Raw genomic sequence first — 18,679 nt, 5'->3', positions numbered from 1 at the left:
TAGGCACAGCGCGCCCACCGACTAGCCGTTTGAACCACCCTCCCGGTCGATCCCTCCATTTGTGACCTTAGCCAGCCGCTCTTGATCAATCCAAGGTTCCTATGAACCGGCATGCTGGATGGAGACTGGACTCTTTCCGTCGATCAACTTTTCCAGCGGGTAGACAGTCCACCCGTCCTTTTTGAGTTCGTCTCGGTCGTTGGCGTCCAGCGCGTAGTCCACTGCGATCAACCGGTCAGGCCAGGCAATAGCGATCGGAATCCCGCCGGCGCTCTCGAACCCCAGCTCGGGCCTTGTCACGTCTGCCTCTGCTAGAGCAACCAATAGGTCGCGCTCGGAGCCAAATGCAGATTCGTACAGGTAAACCCAGTCTTGAGGTATCACGTCAGGAATGACCTCGATATCGACGTCCGGAATGTCGGACATCTCTATGTCATCGATCAACCGACAGAGGACACTCGCCGCTGCGCCCCGAGACAGATCATCATGATCACGCTGATTCTGATAGCTGCGCAGGCAGCCGTAACAAGAGGTCTCTGGACCGCACTCACAGTCACTCACGCGTCTGAGTGCCAGTTGGAGGACCCGCTCAAGATTCGCCTCAACCTGAAGTACGTGTCCCGCGCCTCCAGGCACAGCATCAAAAAGCGTGATCGCCCACCGGTCGGCACCAACAGGTGTTAGCGACCCACCTATGTCGTCGCGAGCGATCTCCAGGAGCTCCGATGCCGCTTCAACAATCGCATACATCACTGAGAGCCAGGTGGATTGGCCAGCATGAGCTCCAAAGACGTTGACGTCGATCGAGAGAAGGTCTGTCTCGTACGTGTGTCCAAGGTCAAGCAGGCGTTGATGCCCTGGGCATGGCTGGTTCTTGAGCAGATGGTTATGCCTCGGCGGTTTCTTAGGGCTTGCAACTCGGGCTGACCCGTGGCCGCACCAGTCGCACACCCAGAAGCCCATACCACTCGGCCCGTCGGCCAGGGCGATGAGTCGTCCGCGCGGGCCGGCCTTTACTGCGATTGACCCTCCACTCAATTGCCTTGTGTAAGTGCGAGCTTCGGGGGGTTCAGCCAGGACGTGAACAGCGCCACCCCAGGAACGCCTAGGAGGCCGCGGTCCCGGCTTACCGGGATCGGGAGCCGCTACGAAGCCAAACTCCGGGACCGTAACCGTACGAGCAACGGTATCGGCGACTTGTCCGCAGTGCTGGCACGACTGCTCGGCAGATTCGATGCCATAACGGAACCCGCCACACCGTTTGCAGATGTAATAGAAGTACTCCTGCAGGTCGCGGCCGGGGAGCCGGTAAATACCACGCGACACCCAAAGACTGCCCCCTGCTACGATTTCCCCGCCCGGCGCGTATTCGTATATCGCCTGAGATAAGTCCCTGGTGAGATCGAGTAGACCGCCTTTAGACTTACCCGTCCCAAAATCCGTGCGCAACTCCACCGAATCAACAGGAAATCCATACTTAGGCAGTACATTTCGATTACCCAGATACCCGAGTAGGTCGCGCTCCCTGAGCGTATTGCCAACCTTCTGGTAGCGCTGAGCCAGAGTGTGTTTGCCGTCGGCGGACGCCTTCAGCTCCAACTCCCGCATCGTCTTGACGTCTTCTGCAAGCTCTTCTCGGACCTTCTCCAGGTGGACCACAAGGGCTGTCGCCCAGCCACCGCCAGCGAGATCCAGTTCCGCTGCGACGCCGGAAGGAAGGACCCGCTGCAACGCCTCCGTGACCTCGGTTGGAACCGGCGAGAGGAACCCGTTGACGAGGTTGACTGACGGCTCGTTTCCGTCCTGTTCGAGAAAGAACTCACCGGCTCTGCGGTCAATCCGGCCAGTTGTTTTGAAAAGCCATCGAAAGAACGCGGCCATAGCAACCGAATGGGCGTGCCTGCGGTCGATTCTCTCGTTGTCGAGCGGAACGTAGGGTGCACGCACCTGGCCTGAGATCATCACCTCAGGTTCGTTGAACCGGGTGAGGTCATGCGATCGCCGCATGGCATAAGTAACCACCAGAGCCGCTGCACCTGCTCGCCGACCGGCACGGCCTGCGCGTTGGAGATAGTTGGCAGTGCTCGGCGGCATGTTCCGCAGCATCACCGCCTGCAACTCACCAACATCGACACCGAGTTCAAATGTCGTCGAACAGGACAGCGCGTTGATCTCGCCACGGACGAACTGGTGCTGAATAGCCGCCGCCTCGGTGTTAACCCATTGGGCTGTATGCTCTTTCGCCGTCATAGGCACTGCGTTCATCGAACGATAAAGCGTCCGGTAGTGATCACGGTCCTGCCCCAACGGCGGCGGCACAAACACTTCAAGCGCACCCTCGCACCCAAGAGCAGGGCACACGCCACAGACGGAGAATGGGGCTGTGCGCCTACACGTTCCGCATTGATAGACCGGCGCATCGCCAGTTGCCCATCGCAGCCGTAGGCACTCATGATCAATTTGGTAGACCTGTCCCAGGCCAGATTCCGTTGACGAGGTCAGCCAATCAACCGGAGTCTCTTTTCTTCGAAGAAACTCCCAGACGCCTTTCAGCAGCACTTCTGCATCAGCTGCACTACCCAGCTTGGCGAGGACACGGCGGACATAGTCAACGCGGCGGTTCGTTCCCCTTCCGGGCATCCAGGACAGCACTTTTCGTATCGCTTCCGGCGCTTCGCCGCGAACACGGATCGGCCCCAAGCGTGGAGCGAAAATCTCATCATTCGGTGCAACGTCTTCCGGCATGGTCACCGCGCCTTGCTGGCGCAAGGTCCTGACTAACTCCTGAATGAAGGACCATGCTTCATCTTCGGTAAGCCCCAGTTGAAGTAGCGGCCCAGGAGCTGGCCAGCGTGGGTCTCGGTCAAGCGTCACGCTGATAAGCCCAAGCCCCTCAAGCGATTGCCGATCATCTGTCGCTAGCACCTCGGCCATAACCCACGGCGCGACAACCCTGCTTGATTGCTGCGCGGTCATTCGAGTCGGGAAATGCTTCACCGTGGTCGCCTTCGCGCGTGTTTTGAACACGACGTCTTCGATGCCGACCGGCTCTTCATCAGCATGGGCCGCAAGCATGCCCTGCGAAATCAGACGCCGCCGTTGAAGTCGCGCATACGAATCTCCAAGGTAGGGAGCAAAATACGCCGCTGCCTGTCGACTGTCGCTGAAAGCTAGCAGCTTTCGCCCCTCGCCCGGCGACAGCGCACCATGCGAATCGTCTGCAACCGGAAGGTTTTGGTACAACGCCGTCGTGACAACGGCACCACTGGCATCGGACCCTGTCTCGAAAACACGGACAGTGCCTGTCCCGCGCGCCCCACAGACAAGGCAACCCGCGATCTCGTCGCCCCGCTGCTTGAGCTTGCGAACCGACCGCATCTCCGCAGCACCGCAGCCGCCGCACGCTTGCGCGTCGGCCGTCGCCAATACACCGCAGTGTGTACACAGCTTCGCCCCGTCGGCTGAGACCTCGTCGAGGTCATCAACTACGGCTTCCTCGTCTTCGTCGGTAAGCCCGTCATGGTCACCAAGAACAAGCCAAATCCCCTTGCTGCCAGCCTTTCTCGGCCGCAAGTAGATTGCTCCGTTTTCCGGTGTCGGCGTGCCATAGACATGGACTGCGCCGCATCGCTTGCACGACCCGATCTCGAATACGGGTGCCTCGCATCCCGTCTCAGGGCAGACCGAGTGCCGCGCCAACTGGACATGCGGCCCCTTCGACGAGAGGCAGCTGAAGGCGCCCTCCGTCGCTCTGAGAAACAGGTGATAGCGGGCCGACAATGGAGTGGTCTGGTCTCGCTCCTTCAGTGAGCTGGCGAGGTCCACCATTGCCGCGAGTCCTGCTTCGCTATTCACTGAGTTGCCAAAGGTCGCTGTCGCCACCCGACTGAATGTTTGAGGGCCATTAGCAAGCGTGGACCGCATCAGCGCGAGCGACTTCTCGTGGGAAAGCGCTGTGGCTGCGGTCATCTCGCTGTCTTCGGCCCGCAGCCATCCACCTTTGCCCGCTGCCGCTAGTACTGCCGCATCGACGTCGGACTCAGCTGCAAGTGCAACATAGTCGGCCGCGCTCAATGGACCCCAGTACGGTCCAGTCGGTGCATCGACACGCCGAGCCATAACGATGTCTTGGTTGCGAGAGTTATTCGGATCCCACGCGAAATCTTCACCAAAGAGGTTCGAAGCAAATCGAGTCACGGCACTCGGATCCGAATCACTACCCACTGTGGCCGATGTGGCGATGCACTGAATCGCCCCATCGGGTGCAACTCGGTCGCGAACACGACGCAGTAGCATCGCGATCTCCGCACCTTGAGTCCCGTCGTAGACATGCGCTTCATCGACTACGAGGAAGCGCCACTTGGATTCATCGCCGATGGCGAACAAGTCCATATCGAGCGGACGCAGTAGCAAGTATTCGAGCATCGCGTAGTTGGTGAGCAGCAGATGCGGCGGACGCTCCCGCATCTCCTGCCGGCTCAGGATTTCGTTGGGTAGCAGAGGCTCGTCTATGTTCAACTCTGCGAACAACTCTCGGGCCTTACGTGGGTCAGTCTCAGTCTCGCCCGTGTAACGCCCAAAAGTGATGTCGGGGCAATTGGCCAGCAGGCTACGTAGGCGCTTCATCTGGTCGTTAGCCAAGGCGTTCATTGGGTAGAGCAGCAGCGCTCGCACCCCCGGGCCCAGAGTGCCTTGCTCTCGTTCTCGGACCAAGCTGTCGAGAATCGGGAACAAGAATGACTCGGTCTTACCGGAGCCAGTTCCCGTCGCCACCAGGATGTTTCGTCCGTCTGCGACCTTGCGGACCGCCTGCTCCTGATGTACATACAACGGCCGGTCCAACGGCAAGGCGTCACTGGCCAAGTCGGCGAAACTCGGCGCGAGAACGCCTTCCGAGATGAGGGCGCGTGCGGACTTTCCTGGCGCGTACGGCGGTGTCGCTTCTAGGTACGGACCCTTGTCAAGCATGTCGGTACCGTCGATGGCTTCGCGAAGCGCAGCGTCGACCTTCGGATCTCTCACGGCAAGAAGCGATGACAAGTAGCGACGATAGGTCGCCTTGATCGCCTCGGAAGTCGATACTGCATCGATGCTGTTGGTCATTCTGATGTCTCTGCTTCCTGTGCGCGACGCCCTACGACGAGCTCCGCGATGATCAAATCGATAGTGACTAGCTGAGGCACGACCGCAGCAAGGCTCTCCCACGCGCGTTGTTCACGTTGCATCCAGCGAAGCGCATCAGCATGGCCACGCGAAGCGTGTCTGGCTGCGAGTGCCAGAGCCATCGAGATCGCAGGAACGACACGCCATCCGTCTACTCTCGAGTGATGTTGGCGCGCATCAAACGCCTTCTGCGTTGCCTCATCACCAATCATCCGGATCAGCCGCTCGGCTTCCGTCAAAACGTTGCGTGCATGTCGCATTAACCATTCAAGACGCGGATCTCGACGCTGCGCAACGAGATCCATCACCGCAAGGACCCGGGAATCCGCGGACAGCAGGCCCTGTGGGACTAGACCCGCCGCCCTGATGAACTGCTCACGCAGAGCCGAGTTTTGGTCCAAAAGCTCAGCTGACTCGTCGATGCGTCCGGCACTCGCATACGGGTCGTCGCCATCCAACAACCCGGTGACGGCGTCACCGCAGACTCCGACAGCGGCGTCAATCTCGTCATCGGACCACAGAGAGTCTGCTGCTGACAGCAATGCCGCCGGAAGTGCACCACGCACCGTCCACGGAGGAGCTGAGTCCGCGTGCGCGTCAGCCAAATTCGCCCATGCGAGACCAGAGCGCACCATCAATGACGGAATCGCTTCGCTAGGGGCCTCAGAGCCAGTAAGCGCAGCCAATGCCTCCGCCGGGTTGGCATAAACCTCGGTATCAATCGCATCGGAGACTTCTCTGATCCGAGCGCCGAGGCCCAAGTTCGGCAGTAACGCCCTCGCGGTCCATAGCCGTGCGAAGTCGATGACCTCTACGCCTTGTGACGCGTCACCAGCCAGGAACATCGAGATCGCGGTTTCCTCTGCATCGCCGCCACCAACCCATCCTTCTGCTTCGACCAGCCTGGATTGGCCAGGCTGAGGCCACTCCGGCGGCGGCAACGGAACCCATGGGTCTTCGATTCGAGCCATCACACGAATCGGTCCGGCGTCAACTAGCCAGTCCGGCAACCTAACTCGACCGTCGGTAACTGGAACACAAGCAGGATCGCGCCATGGTGCACGGGTGGCGAACAAATACGTACTTAGGCCGTCGACATTCACGCAGTCGGTGAGTTCAAGCTCGCGCCCACTCAGTTCAATGCCGGTGAAGAGTGTTCGCGGCCTCAACGTCGCAACAACAAGCTCACCGTCATTACTCAAAGCCAAACTAACGTGCGGGTGATCCGCGAGTGTGTCGGCAATCTCAGCCAGGTTGAATCGGTACACGCCAACGCGACTACTGTGCGCTGACAGCGTTTGAACCATGTGATGGTTCGAAAAGACATGCAGCACAGGCTCAGCCGCTGAACCTACGTCGAGCACTAACTGGCCTCCGTGCTCCCGCAAGTCTTCGCATATGAGGGACAACGGCCGAACCGATGGATTGATCGATAAGTTCACCGACTGGTAGGCGACTGTCATGTGCGGAGGCGAAACGACCAACGACCGAAATTCGCCGCCCACGCCAACTCTAAGCCGATGTTCGCGGTCGCGCTCACCGAATTCGATTTGCGTCCACGATAATTCAACGCCGTCAGCAGCCTGGACCGTGACCGAGCACGGCAGAAGTCCGGCTGGAACGAACCGCCGCCAAGGCGGGGTCATCGACAACGACAGGCCCTCAACGATGGTGAAATTCCTGCTGGCCCCGCGCCCCCACGGGCCTCGAATTCGTAAGGTGAATGTGCCGATGATGGGTCGAGGTAGCTTGTCCCACAATGTATTCGGGTCTTCAGTTCCAGACACTCGTTGACGAGTAATCACATCGCCGGCGCTATCCAACAGGGACATGTCCCAGTCGGCATTGGTCATGCCTGCTGGAATTCGGATCTGCGGCAAGGTCGCGATGACCGGTAGCCCAGAGCTCGTCCGGATACCGCGAACGGGATCCGCGGTGTCGATTCGCGCCGCCGCCAACTTCCGCACACTACGCGTGCTGCCGCCGATCGATATGTCATCCGCTTCCGAGAGATCGGCCTGCAGCAAGCAAAATCCATCCCACCCTGGCGGCAACGGACTCTCAATGCCGACCCGGAATTTTCCAGACGCCTTGAGATCGTCCAGGCTGCCTGGATACAGGAGCCAGACCTTCGCTGCCGGCATCGGCATGCTGGCCGGAATCAACTCACAGTCCTCGCCAAAAGCGAGTAACGGATCCCTGTCGTCCACGACCATCATCGGAAGCTGAAGATCCTCGCGTCCGGCAAGAGCCACCGAGGCTGAGCGCACTGGCTTGCCGACTGCTACATCGGTCTGTGGTGCAGGCTCATGAGATCCCGGCCAGAGCGATTCGGTTGCAACTCGCTGCACTTCCTCGCCGAGCGCAACAAGCCAGACAGCCTTTCCATCAGGCGCGTCACCTACTGGAGGCAGCCTGAGCAGCAAACCCTGCCCGAATGGATCGAGAACTAGTCGCGGCCGCAGGCTGGTTGTTGCTTCACCCGCGCCGTGGTCAGCAACGCGCGTGATGCCTCGCTTGTCGTGAAACTCACGAGCCACTTCCCAAAAACGCTGTGGCAATGCAACATCCTCGGCGGACGCACCCAACGCGACCGCGTCAAGCAGCTCGAACGAACGTTCAACGACGTCGACCGCGAACTCATCGCCGTAACGGACGAACCGTTGCACGGGCATGTCAACGCTCTTGAAACCCGAGCCGGCGGCTTTCTCAGCAGCCCAGGAAATGAACTCTTGCGGCGTCAAACCTGTGGTGCTGCTTCGCTTCCATGAAAGGATTTTGAAGAAGTCATCGAGGCAATACGTCGGCATTCCCGCGTGGAGGAGAATCCGACCGACGTACCTGGTACCTGCATCGCCGTCATTCTCGAAGGCCGGAAGTTGGAGCTTTCGAAGATTATCCAAGAACGCCTCGCCCCAATGCTTCTGAAACTCAGGGTCCGGGTCTATGCCGACAATCGAAACCAGCTTGGGCCAGAATGTCCCCCGCTCATAGTGATCGGCTGCTACGCCCGCAGTCGCAAGCACATGGACGGCAGGCCACCGCCGAAGCATTCGGTCACGCGCAGCGCCTGGACCCTGCTTGGACAGCAATCGCCCAAACGCTTCGAGCGCCTTCTCTCGGCGTGGAGCGGGGATTTCGTCCAGCGTCTCGGCAGCGAGCGAAACTGCCTCTGCCCGCGCGCGCCACTGCCGCTCCCGGATATCCAGCAGTTCGTATGCCGAAACTTTCCGTTTCGTCGTCACGTCAGTCATCGCACGCCGACCTTGAGTAGTGAGTGGCTAGGTTGGCGGTAGTGCGCCCGAGCATCAAACGCTCCTTCATTCGAACCTCGGCCCTTCTGCGAGGCAGCCCGACAGCATCACACAGACCACCGACAATGAAGCGGGTCTCGCACCTTGGAGGGAACCAACGCGGCGAAATCTGCCAACGTATCGACTTAGTCCGGCAGAAGTCCGCTCGGCGATTCCACAGTGGGCCGATTCGCCGCATCTAACTTTGCTGTCGTAGATGCTGAACACTTGGCCCCCTAGTACTCAACTGTTTCACTATCACGCGCATCGTCTACTCAGCAGCAGAATTGACAACGGCGTTGCAGCTCACGACCCCCAGAACTGCCGGAGCTGTCAGTTTACTGTGTTTGCGAGCCTAATTGACGGATACGCCAGGATGACGCAGCAACCCGCCCGTACTGCTAAACGAGGTTGTCGAAACGCACGTCGATATTGCCCTCGTCAAGCTCGATGCAACGGACCGGGGCCTGAACAGGTAAGGCTCGCGCGCGCTGGCGCGTTAGTAAGTCACAGAGTGGTCCGCGCTCGAACGGGAGTCGATTCATCACCATTCCCCGTAGCGTGCCTCTTGCCATGCATCATTCCTCTTCTGACACATCAGCATGGTCGGCATCGGTCAGGTTGTACATGACGCCGGGATGATCGCGATCTTGTCGCCGGAGTTCCACATGTCGACAGCGCCGACGTCGAAGGGGTCGACTTCCCAACGACTTCTGTCGTCCAAGATCACGAGGCGGCCTTCGTACTTGACCTTGTCGATGTCGTCACAGAGCACCGATGACCGCGCGGCGTCCGATCCTTCACGGAACATCGCGAGGCCATACGCAGCCAGCGTCACCTTTTGCTGCGACGTCATGGTGTCCCAACCGAAGCGCGCCCGCCATGCGTTCGACACGAACATGCTCAAGTCCGAGTCCGCCATCACGGACACTTCTCCTTATCCCGCACCACCCCGAACCTGACCGCGGTACTCGTCGTGATCGTCGCCCCCGCCGCCGGCGTGGACGTACATACCTGCCAGTTGCGATCGATGATCTGCGCCCGGCCCTTGCCCGTCAGATCCGTCGACCCGCTGAACCACACCGCACCACGGGTCAGCGATTGGATCGCATCCTGAGCGCCCTGCAGATCCATCCCGACCAGGTTCGGCATCGTCCACGACAGCTCGGCCGCTGCCGTCGGGCTCAACGCCACAGCCACCCCGACGGTCATCGCTGCCACCAACAATTTCTTCATGTCTTCCTCCTGATTTGAGTGAGCCGCACATCGTCGCACCGCCCACCGACAAGTTCGACGGCCTATCAATCCCGGCCTACTGTGGAAATTGGACGACCTAGTCAAATAAGGCGGGCCATGACGAGACATGAGGCGGCACACCGGTCTGGGGACCACCCCCGACCGCCAGCCTCTCGCATCACAAAAGCTCTCGCCACAAGGCATTCCAGCCCACGGCCGCACGTCCAGGGAGAACAAGCGCCACAACCCAGGAGGCACCACCATGGCTGATGCACAATCACTCCAGACCGACATCTCCGGCGTCACGGCCAACGGCATGCCCCAACCCTGGCGTGCGGTCTTGGCCCGCCACCCGCGCAACATCGGCGACATCGTCGACGACCCCAACCGCGGCCCGTGGAACTCCACCCACAACGGCCAGACCTACCAGGGCACCTTCGACGCCTTTGAACAGCAGGTGACCACCGCCGAGCAGATCGCCTGGGTGCACACCTTCAGCGACGGCATCACCCGCGACAGCGGCGACGTGCTCATCGAACTCATGGAATTCGCCATCCAGTGGCGCAAAGCAAACGGACTCCCCACCACCGCGAAATGAGCTGAGCGATGACCACTTTCAGTGATATCGCCGCCAACATCTCCGGGGTCTACCACGTCCGCCACGCGGTCTTGACCTTCGCCGGCACCTGGGCCGCCCCCGGCACCGGCTATCCCTCGGACGTCATCCACGCCGCCGACCCAGACCTGGTCTTCGAAGTCCCGATCCAAGCGCCCTGGACCTTCGGGCCCATCCCGCCCGGCGCACCGCTCTCCCCCAGCTACGCCGAGTCGGTCCGGATCGCGGTGACCAACGCGATCGGCTGGATCACCAACTACCCGAAGCAGACCTTCGCCCTCGGCGGCTACAGCCAGGGCGCCGAGGCCGCCTCCCGGGTCCTGGCCGAGATCATGACCGGCAGCCTGCAGTGGGCCCGGCCCAACCTGATCGGCGGCTACACCTTCGGCAACCCGTGGCGCCTGACCGGCCACACCTTCCCCGGCGGCACCGACCCCGGCGGTCGCGGCATCGCCGCCACCAACCTGACCGCCGCGCAAATCCCCAAGGACGCCAACGGCATTGACACCTGGTGGGACTTCGCCAACCCCGGCGACCTCTACACCACCACCCCCAACAACCAGGCCGGCCGCGACATCACCGCCGTCTACAAGGCCGCGGTCCAACTCGGCATCAGCATCAACGCGGCCATCGCACTGATCGCCGGACTCACCGGCCAGGGCAGCCTCGCCCAGCAGGTGCTGGCGCTCGTCACCGACCCGATCGTGGGCGGCCCCGCCCTCGTCGAGGCCATCGACCGGGCCGTCGCCTTCTACGCGACCAACCCGCCGACCCTGCCGCACATCACCTACGAGTACGTCGACGCGCTCCCCCACCAGAGTTCGGTGCAGGTCGCCACCGGCCACCTCAACCAGATCGCGGCAGCCACCTCAGCGCGGATGGCGGCATAACGCGCGCCCAACCCTCGGTCAGGCAGTGACGGCAGCTCCCACACCACGAGACCGGCGCCGCGTCGCACCCCACAGCCCGACACCGATCCCGACGACGGCACCTCCGAGACCGATGTACTTCTGCGACGGCCTCATCTCATGATGAACACCCATGCCGCCCAACAGATCTGCCGCGTCGGCACCACCCGAGGCCAGGAACCAACCGCGGGTGTCCCGACCACGCAGCGCCGCCGCGGCGAGCAGCCCGCCAATCAACGCATCGCGGTAACCCATTGAGTGCAGCAGCAACCACGTCGATCCCGTCGGCTTCTCGGGGTCACCCCACACCCGATTGGCCCGGGCTGGGTCGACCAGGAACGAGACCCCCGACGCAAGGCGGATACAACCCACGACGAACCCAGCACGGTCAACAGACATGGTTCGCAGCGTAGGACCACAGGCTGCCGCGTGCGGGCACGTTGCTCCGGTCGTGTCCGTCGGTACACGCGCTCAGCAAGATCACCAGCTCCAGCGTTTCACCGCGTACATGCGCCGCGCCGGCGACGCGGCCCGGTTGCACTGAACCACACTGCGGTGGTGTGCGCGGTAGTCGCGGCTACTTGTCGGACCGTTGCGCCAGACTCCCGGCATGAGCCGCCGTAACCGCCAGAAGCGCACCGCCAAGCACCACGACCGCCGCCGCACATCGCCCCGACGAGAACACCGGAGCACCGATCCCGGGTACGACCGGGCCGCCATCCTCGACCACCTCACCGCTGCCCTGTACAAATCTGCGCATTGCCCCGCCCACGACGCGGACTTCCACGCAGCGGAGCTACTGAACGAATTCCCAAGTCGGGCAAACGATCTCGACATTGCCGCCGAAGCGGCGCTGACCGATGCGATCGGCGTCGCGTGGCGGGTGGGTTGGTCACCCAACGATCTGCACGAGTTCGCCCGCCGCCGCCTCGACACTTCAGCAGCCGGATATTTGGCCGAGGCCGTCGTGCGCGAGTCCCGGCAGTATCCCGTCTCCACCTTGCACCCGCGATGGCGCGCCGAACTCGCCGCGTTGCCCGCGACAGTCGTGCCCGGCGCTTGGCAGCTACGGGACTGGGCGGACAGGAACGCCGTCGACCATCACGCGGCATTGACCGTCATGCTCAAGGTGCTGCGGTTCCTGGGAACCCTGCCGAAACTCCAACCGTTGCTGCCGTTGCCCGGCGAGCACCAGCATGCCGCGGTCGAGCCGAACACGGCCGACGCCAAAGCGCTCAGCCGGGTGCGCGCGCTGCTGGCCAAGGCTGAGGCCACCAACTTTCCCGAAGAAGCCGAAACCCTGTCAGCCAAGGCGCAAGAACTGATGAGCAGATACTCGCTGCACCACGCAATCCGCGACCACGAGCGCGGTCGCGCAGCCGAGGCGACCGCTCGACGAATCTGGATCGACAATCCCTACGTCATCGCCAAGTCAGCATTGGTACAGGCCGTGGCTACGGCCAACCGGTGTCGCATCGTATGCGCGGAGAAGGTCGGATTCGTCGCCGTCATCGGTGCCGACTGCGATCTGGAATTCGTTGAGCTGCTTTCTACTTCGCTCTTGGTCCAGGCCAACCGCGCGATGCTGGCGGTGGGCCGTACGACCACCGGCGCGCAAGCCCGTACCCGCTCGTTTCGCCAGTCATTTCTCCTCTCGTACGCCGCACGCATCGGTGAACGCCTCACCGCCACCTCTACGACGGCGGCCACCGAACTGGACCTCGACAGGCTCCTTCCGGTGCTGGCAGCGCGCAGCCAGGCAACCGATGACCTCACCGACAAGCTCTTCCCATCGACGATCCCTCGCATGATGTCGGCGTCCGACGGCGCTGGATGGTCAGCCGGGCGTATCGCCGCCGACCTTGCCCAGCTGGATGTGCGCCGCCCGATCGCGGGGTGAGCGGTGCTCGGCCCGACGGGTCTCGCTACCAAGGACTCTTCGCGTAGTCCTTCAAGAAGCACCCGTAGATGTCCTCGCCCAATTCGCCCCGCACAATCGGGTCATACACGCGCGCAGCACCATCCACCAGATCCAGCGGCGCGTGGAAACCTTCTTCGGCCAGCCGCAGCTTGGTCGGGTGCGGGCGTTCATCGGTGATCCAGCCGGTGTCGACGGCCGTCATGAGAATGCCGTCCTGCTCCAGCATCTCCCCCGCGCTCGTGCGGGTCAGCATGTTCAGCGCGGCCTTGGCCATGTTGGTGTGCGGATGCCCGGGGCCCTTGTAGCCGCGGCTGAACTGGCCTTCCATCGCCGACACGTTCACCACGTACTTGCGGCGGGCGGGCGAGGCGGCGAGAGCCGGACGCAGCCGACTCACCAGAATGAACGGCGCCGTCTGGTTACACAGCTGCACTTCGAGGAGCTCCATCGCGTCGACCTCGTGCACCCGCTGGGTCCAGCTGTTGACCGACGCGGTGTCCGGCAACAACCCACCCGCGTCGATCGCCAGGCCGGCGGCGATCCGCTCTGGCGACGCGCTGCGCGCGGTCAGAGCCAGCTCGGTCAGCGCGTGCGCGGAGGGGTGCTCGCCGAGGCTCCCGGCCAGGGCATGCGGATGCGCGTCACTGACGTGGTCGAAGGTGATGACGTCCACCAACTCCGGCGGCGGGGTGCGCTCGGCCTCCACCAGCGCGGCGTACGAGCCCGGCGGGCGGCGCACCGTCTGTGCCGCATTGTTGATGAGAATGTCCAGCGGCCCCTGCGCGGCCACCTCGTCGGCCAAAGCGACCACCTGAGCCGGGTCACGCAGGTCGATTCCCACGACCCGCAGCCGGTGCAACCAGTCGCCACTGTCCTCCATCGCGGCGAAGCGGCGTACCGCGTCATTGGGAAACCGGGTGGTGATCGTGGTGTGCGCGCCGTCGCGCAACAACCGCAGCGCGATGTACATGCCGATCTTGGCGCGCCCACCCGTGAGGAGGGCGGTACGACCGGTCAGGTCGGTGCGAGCGTCCCGCTTGGCCCGGTTGAAGGCGGCGCAGTCCGGACAAAGCTGGTGGTAGAACGCGTCGACCACGGTGTGGTGGTTCTTGCAGATGTAGCAGGCCCGCGAGCGCAGCAGGGTGCCCGCACTGGCCCCGACCGTGGTGGATACCAGCGGTAGCCCCTGGGTTTCATCGTCGATCCGTCCCGGTGCACCCGTGGCTGTAGCGGCGATGACGGCGCGGTCAGCGGCCGCAATCGCGTCGCGTTTGGCGGTCCGGCGCTCCTTCTTCAACGCCTTGAACATCTTCGCGGTGGCCAGGCGCACAGCAACGGCGTCGGGGTGCTCGGGCGGCAGCGCGCTCGCCTCGGACAGCACCCGCAGGCAGGTGCTGAGCTCGTCGGGATCGATCGCGGTCACCGTGGAAGGGTACGGGGACTGGCCCTGATCAGGCCAATTAGCGAACCGGCGACGGTTCGGCGCCGGCCGACCGTCGCCTCGATTCGGCAGCCAGATTCTGTCGGTGCCCGCTCGTACGGTGGTGTCTATGAGCGAAGACACGACTCCCCGAATTGACGTGTTGGCCGCCGAGGCACTCGACCTGTTCACCGCGTCGGTGCGGGAGATTCCCGCGCAGCGCTGGGACGATCCGTCGAACCTGCAGGAGTGGACGGTGCGCGAATTGGTCGGGCACACAACGGGTAGCGCCACCAGGGTCATCGTGCTGGTCGAAGACGGCGAGCTGTGGGACGGACCTTCAAAACCCTCGGACTGGATGTATGACGACCCTGCCACGCACCTGAGCGAGTTGGGCATTCGACTGCGCGACGCCCTCCCCACGGCGGACCTCGATGCCCTACGCAAGTCCCCGCAGGGCGAGGTTTCGCTGCGCCGGGCGCTGATGTTCCCGGTGGCTGATCTGGCGCTGCACAGCTGGGACCTGCACCGCTCGTTGGGCGAATCGATCGAGCTGCCCGACGACCTGCTCGCCCTGTCCGAAGGGCTGGTCCAGTCGGTTCCGGAGCAGCTCCTGCGACGCCCCGGCGCGTTCGGGCCGGCGCAGCTTGCGCCGGCGGATGCGTCGCGCACCACGAAGCTCTTGGCGTTCCTCGGCAGGACTGTCAGCCCCAGTGCGTAAGGCCGCCCCGTCGATGACAGGGGCGGCCTCAGCGGTGACAGAAAGTCTCAGCGGTGGTTGTGCTGGTGGTGGTGATGCACCGGGGTGCCCGGCTGCGGGGCGTTCTGCTGATGCGGGAACGCGTGGTGGGTACCGACCGGGGTGTTGTTGGTCGAGACATCGGCGTGCGCGGTGGCGGCGCCCAGGAAGATGACGGCCGGGGCGGCGGCGAGGGCGAATCCGGCGGCGATGCGGTGGGTGAGGTTCATGTCGACTCCTTTGTGCGGGAAGGCTTTTCAAGTTCTTTCCGGTGTGTTCCGATGTTGAACTAAGAATGCCGTCCGGCGACGTCGACTGGTATCCGCCAACCGGCCCCCGCACCGGGTGAATCCCGTGTCCCCCAATCGGGGGAACCGCGCCCAGGCCGGCCCGGGCGCGAGACTGTCGGTTCACCCGAGCTGCAGAGAAACGCCGTACGTCGAACGTGCGCCTTGCTGGGTCGACACGCCGTCGCGGATCACGCCACGGCCCACGCTCGACGTAGGGAGCCCGAACACATCCCCCTACCCGGCGCCACGGTCTCCCTGACGCCGCAACGCACGAGGCCGCCCCGTCGAAGAACGGGACGGCCTACCGAGGTGGGATCGTCGCTACTGGCCAGCGCTCAGGCCGGAATCCGGCTCAGCCAATCGTCGTCGTCGATGATCTGCCCGTCGATCACGACCTGCGGCACACCGGGGTTCGGAAACTCGTGCAGGAGCTTGAGGTTGTTGGCGGCGATCGCCCGGGAGTCGTAGCCGACCGGCAGGCCGACCCGGATCAGGTCCTGGGCCTGCTGCGGTGCGCCGGCATCCCCCGCCAAGACAGCCAGCTGATCGTTGCTCAGATCCGTCGGCCCGCCCTCTTTCGGCTGGTGCTCTTTCGAGAAGATCTGCTGCACGAAGCGCCACGCCACGTCACTCGATTTCGACTCGCCGGCCACGGCGAACGCGGCGTAGATCGCCCGGCGATCGTATGTGCCACTCGCCGAATACTTTTCGAGGAAATTCACCAGCCGTAGGTTCACCCGAATTGCGCCGTTCTCGATACGACGGCCCAGCTCGTCGCCTTCTTTCTGGATCAGCTTGCCGCTGTACGGGCACAGCGGGTCCAGGTAGAGATCGACCTGTCCGAGGGCGTTGGGGTCACCGATGGAGATGACGTCACCCGCCGGTGCCGCGACCGCCGCGCTCGCCGTCCCGGCGATCGGTCCGCACAGCAGCGACACGACCACCGCCGCGACAGCGCCCAACGCGCGAACCAATCGGGTCAGTCGTGTCCAATCCATACGTCCATCATGCCCGTGCCGCCCGGAGAAGTCCGCCAGTTTCCCGTGTCTGGCAATTGGCTCGACGTCAGCGTCGCGCTAGCAACGCCGTCATTGGGCACCGGATTCGATGAAGCACCCAAGCGCCTACGCGCCCAACCGCCCCGACATCCGGTTCAGCCGACCCAAGCTTGCGTCGTCAAGTCCGTTGAACTGCAAGGCCTTTCCTCCGGCGAGGTTGGCGACGAACGGAGAGGCGACCGATTCGCGCGCCAGCTCAGTCGGCGATGCAGCGGAACCCGATGTGCGATGTCGCGCTGTCCTGTGACTGCGACGACCGCGCCGCCGGCCGGTACCGATGGCAGTACTCCGGCGCGCACAGGTGCGAGCCGCCCTTGAGGGTTTGCATGATCGCCGGGTCACCGGACGGCGCCGGGCAGCATCCGGAGACCTCGGGATTGTCCTGATGCCGCGGCGTGTACCGGGTGGTGGTCCACTCCCACACGTTGCCGATCATGTCGACCAACCCAAAGCCGTTGGGCGGGAACGTGCCAACGGGTGTCGTGCCCACCCAGCCCAGCGCACCCGTGTTGCGGTAGGGGAACTGGCCCTGCCAGGTGTTGGCCATCAGCTGCCCGTCGGGCCGCACGTCGTCGCCCCAGGCGTAGACCGTCGTCGCGCCCGCGCGGGCGGCGTACTCCCACTGCTCTTCACTGGGTAGTCGCCGTCCCGCCCACGCCGCGTACGCCGCCGCGTCCGGATAGGCGACCTGGATCACCGGGTGGTCGAGCCGGTCTGCGATCGACGATTCGGGACCGAAGGGATGCCGCCAACAGGCGCCGGGCACCCAGGTCCACCATTGCCGCCAGTTGCGTAAGTCCACCGGTCCCGCGGTGGGATGGAACACCAGCGCACCGGGAATGAGGTCTTCGGCGGGCACACCGGGAAACGCTGCCGGATCGAGTTGTTGCTCGGCAACGGTGACATAGCCGGTCTCGGAGACGAATTCGGCGAACTGCCCGTTGGTGACCGGATGCCGCTCGATCGAGAACGGCGCGACTGTCACATCGTGGACCGGCGCTTCCTCCGGGTAGAAGCCCTGCGAACCCATGCGGTACGACCCGCCGCTGAGGGCGATCAGTTCGGTGAGCACCCCGACAGGTTATGCATTGGCGCGCAAAAAAGGGCGCCCGAGTGGGGTTCGGAGCTTTTACTCGCCGGGATAGACGACACTAGACAGATGACGGATACCGCTGCCAGCCGCGTAGCGGTCTACCTCGACTTCGACAACATCGTGATATCGCGGTACGACCAGGTCCACGGCCGCAACTCGTTTCAGAAAGACAAGGCCAAGGGCCTCGAACAGGACAAGCTGACCCAGGCCACCGTCGACGTCGGGGCGGTGCTGGATTTCGCGTCGTCCTTCGGCACGTTGGTGCTCACCCGCGCCTACGCGGACTGGTCCGCCGACGTCAACGCCGGCTACCGCCAGCAGCTCGTCGGCCGCGCGGTGGACCTGGTGCAGCTCTTCCCCGCCGCGGCGTACGGCAAGAACGGCGCCGACATCCGGCTGGCCGTCGACACGGTCGAAGACATGTTCCGGCTACCCGACCTCACCCACGTCGTCATCGCCGCCGGCGATTCGGACTACATTCCGCTGGCCCAGCGCTGCAAGCGTCTTGGCCGGTACGTGGTGGGTATCGGGGTGGCCGGATCGTCGAGCCGGGCGCTCGCGGCGGCTTGCGACGAGTTCGTCAGCTACGACGCGCTGCCCGGCGTCCCGGCACTCGAGCCGTCCGCCGAATCAGCGCCGCCGAAACGCGCCCGCCGCACCGCCGAACCCACCGAGCCCACCGAGCCCGAACCCCCGGATCCTCAGATCTCGGCGACCGCTCTACTGACCCGCGCGCTGCAGATCGGGCTGGAGAAGGACGACGTCGAGTGGCTGCACAACTCGGCGGTCAAGGCGCAGATGAAGCGGATGGACCCGTCGTTCAGCGAAAAGTCCCTGGGATTCCGGTCTTTCAGCGATTTCCTGCGCTCGCGCACCGACGTCGTCGAGCTGGACGAGAGTTCGACGACGCGGATGGTGCGGCTGCACGTCCCGCAATAGGCC

The 18,679-nt window shown here is 63.5% G+C and carries 14 protein-coding genes; 5 read left to right on the top strand and 9 right to left on the bottom strand.

The window, feature by feature from the left end; translation table 11 throughout:
- Nucleotides 1-99: 99 nt before the first annotated feature.
- From TL10_RS01645 to TL10_RS01630, 4 genes are all read right to left on the bottom strand, one after another.
- Nucleotides 100-5,103: a DEAD/DEAH box helicase family protein gene (locus TL10_RS01645; RefSeq protein ID WP_043984259.1), complete on the bottom strand. Its 5,004-nt coding sequence runs from the start codon at nt 5,101-5,103 to the stop codon at nt 100-102.
- Nucleotides 5,100-8,417 (bottom strand): hypothetical protein, encoded by a 3,318-nt coding sequence (locus TL10_RS01640; RefSeq protein ID WP_043984258.1) that lies wholly within the window; start codon nt 8,415-8,417, stop codon nt 5,100-5,102. The genes TL10_RS01645 and TL10_RS01640 overlap by 4 nt, the downstream gene beginning before the upstream one ends.
- A 655-nt stretch (nt 8,418-9,072) precedes the next feature.
- Nucleotides 9,073-9,378 (bottom strand): hypothetical protein, encoded by a 306-nt coding sequence (locus tag TL10_RS01635; RefSeq protein ID WP_043984256.1) that lies wholly within the window; start codon nt 9,376-9,378, stop codon nt 9,073-9,075.
- The gene (locus TL10_RS01630) at nt 9,378-9,692 is read right to left on the bottom strand and encodes a hypothetical protein (protein WP_043984255.1); all 315 of its coding nucleotides are present in this window, start codon (nt 9,690-9,692) and stop codon (nt 9,378-9,380) included. The genes TL10_RS01635 and TL10_RS01630 overlap by 1 nt, the downstream gene beginning before the upstream one ends.
- Nucleotides 9,693-9,954: 262 nt before the next feature.
- Here TL10_RS01630 and TL10_RS01625 point away from each other — a divergent pair, with 262 nt between their 5' ends.
- Both TL10_RS01625 and TL10_RS01620 read left to right on the top strand, forming a co-directional pair.
- Nucleotides 9,955-10,290, top strand: coding sequence for a hypothetical protein (locus tag TL10_RS01625; RefSeq protein WP_043984254.1), 336 nt, complete (start codon nt 9,955-9,957; stop codon nt 10,288-10,290).
- Nucleotides 10,291-10,298: 8 nt separating this feature from the next.
- Entirely contained in the window at nt 10,299-11,198 is a 900-nt protein-coding gene (locus tag TL10_RS01620) for a hypothetical protein (protein WP_043984251.1), read from the top strand.
- A gap of 18 nt (nt 11,199-11,216) precedes the next feature.
- Here TL10_RS01620 and TL10_RS01615 read toward each other — a convergent pair whose 3' ends face one another.
- A complete protein-coding gene (locus TL10_RS01615) occupies nt 11,217-11,615 on the bottom strand; it encodes a DUF4267 domain-containing protein (RefSeq protein WP_043984248.1) in 399 nt (132 codons plus the stop codon).
- Nucleotides 11,616-11,826: 211 nt separating this feature from the next.
- On the opposite strand from TL10_RS01615, the gene TL10_RS01610 reads away from it, so the two are divergent.
- Nucleotides 11,827-13,116 carry a DUF2786 domain-containing protein gene (locus TL10_RS01610; protein ID WP_043984246.1) on the top strand — a complete coding sequence of 430 codons (1,290 nt, stop codon included), beginning with the start codon at nt 11,827-11,829 and terminating at the stop codon, nt 13,114-13,116.
- A gap of 25 nt (nt 13,117-13,141) precedes the next feature.
- Here TL10_RS01610 and TL10_RS01605 read toward each other — a convergent pair whose 3' ends face one another.
- Nucleotides 13,142-14,560, bottom strand: coding sequence for an SDR family NAD(P)-dependent oxidoreductase (locus TL10_RS01605; protein WP_043984244.1), 1,419 nt, complete (start codon nt 14,558-14,560; stop codon nt 13,142-13,144).
- 127 nt (nt 14,561-14,687) lie between these two features.
- On the opposite strand from TL10_RS01605, the gene TL10_RS01600 reads away from it, so the two are divergent.
- A complete protein-coding gene (locus TL10_RS01600; protein WP_082067800.1) occupies nt 14,688-15,278 on the top strand; it encodes a TIGR03086 family metal-binding protein in 591 nt (196 codons plus the stop codon).
- A gap of 47 nt (nt 15,279-15,325) precedes the next feature.
- On the opposite strand, the gene TL10_RS01595 is transcribed toward TL10_RS01600, so the two are convergent.
- From TL10_RS01595 to TL10_RS01585, 3 genes are all read right to left on the bottom strand, one after another.
- Nucleotides 15,326-15,526, bottom strand: a complete 201-nt coding sequence (locus TL10_RS01595; protein WP_043394524.1) for a hypothetical protein — start codon at nt 15,524-15,526, stop codon at nt 15,326-15,328.
- A gap of 395 nt (nt 15,527-15,921) precedes the next feature.
- Complete coding sequence (locus TL10_RS01590) at nt 15,922-16,584, bottom strand: DsbA family protein (protein ID WP_043984240.1); 663 nt, start codon at nt 16,582-16,584, stop codon at nt 15,922-15,924.
- Nucleotides 16,585-16,840: 256 nt separating this feature from the next.
- A complete protein-coding gene (locus TL10_RS01585; protein ID WP_043984239.1) occupies nt 16,841-17,716 on the bottom strand; it encodes a formylglycine-generating enzyme family protein in 876 nt (291 codons plus the stop codon).
- A gap of 87 nt (nt 17,717-17,803) precedes the next feature.
- Between TL10_RS01585 and TL10_RS01580 the strand changes: the two genes are divergently transcribed.
- Nucleotides 17,804-18,676, top strand: coding sequence for an NYN domain-containing protein (locus tag TL10_RS01580; RefSeq protein WP_043984237.1), 873 nt, complete (start codon nt 17,804-17,806; stop codon nt 18,674-18,676).
- The last annotated feature ends 3 nt before the right edge of the window (nt 18,677-18,679 follow it).

The sequence above is a fragment of the Mycolicibacterium llatzerense genome (assembly GCF_000878195.1).
Classification (GTDB): Bacteria; Actinomycetota; Actinomycetes; order Mycobacteriales; family Mycobacteriaceae; genus Mycobacterium; species Mycobacterium llatzerense.
Note: the sequence above shows the minus strand (reverse complement) of the source record. Positions and strands in the feature narration are given on the sequence as shown.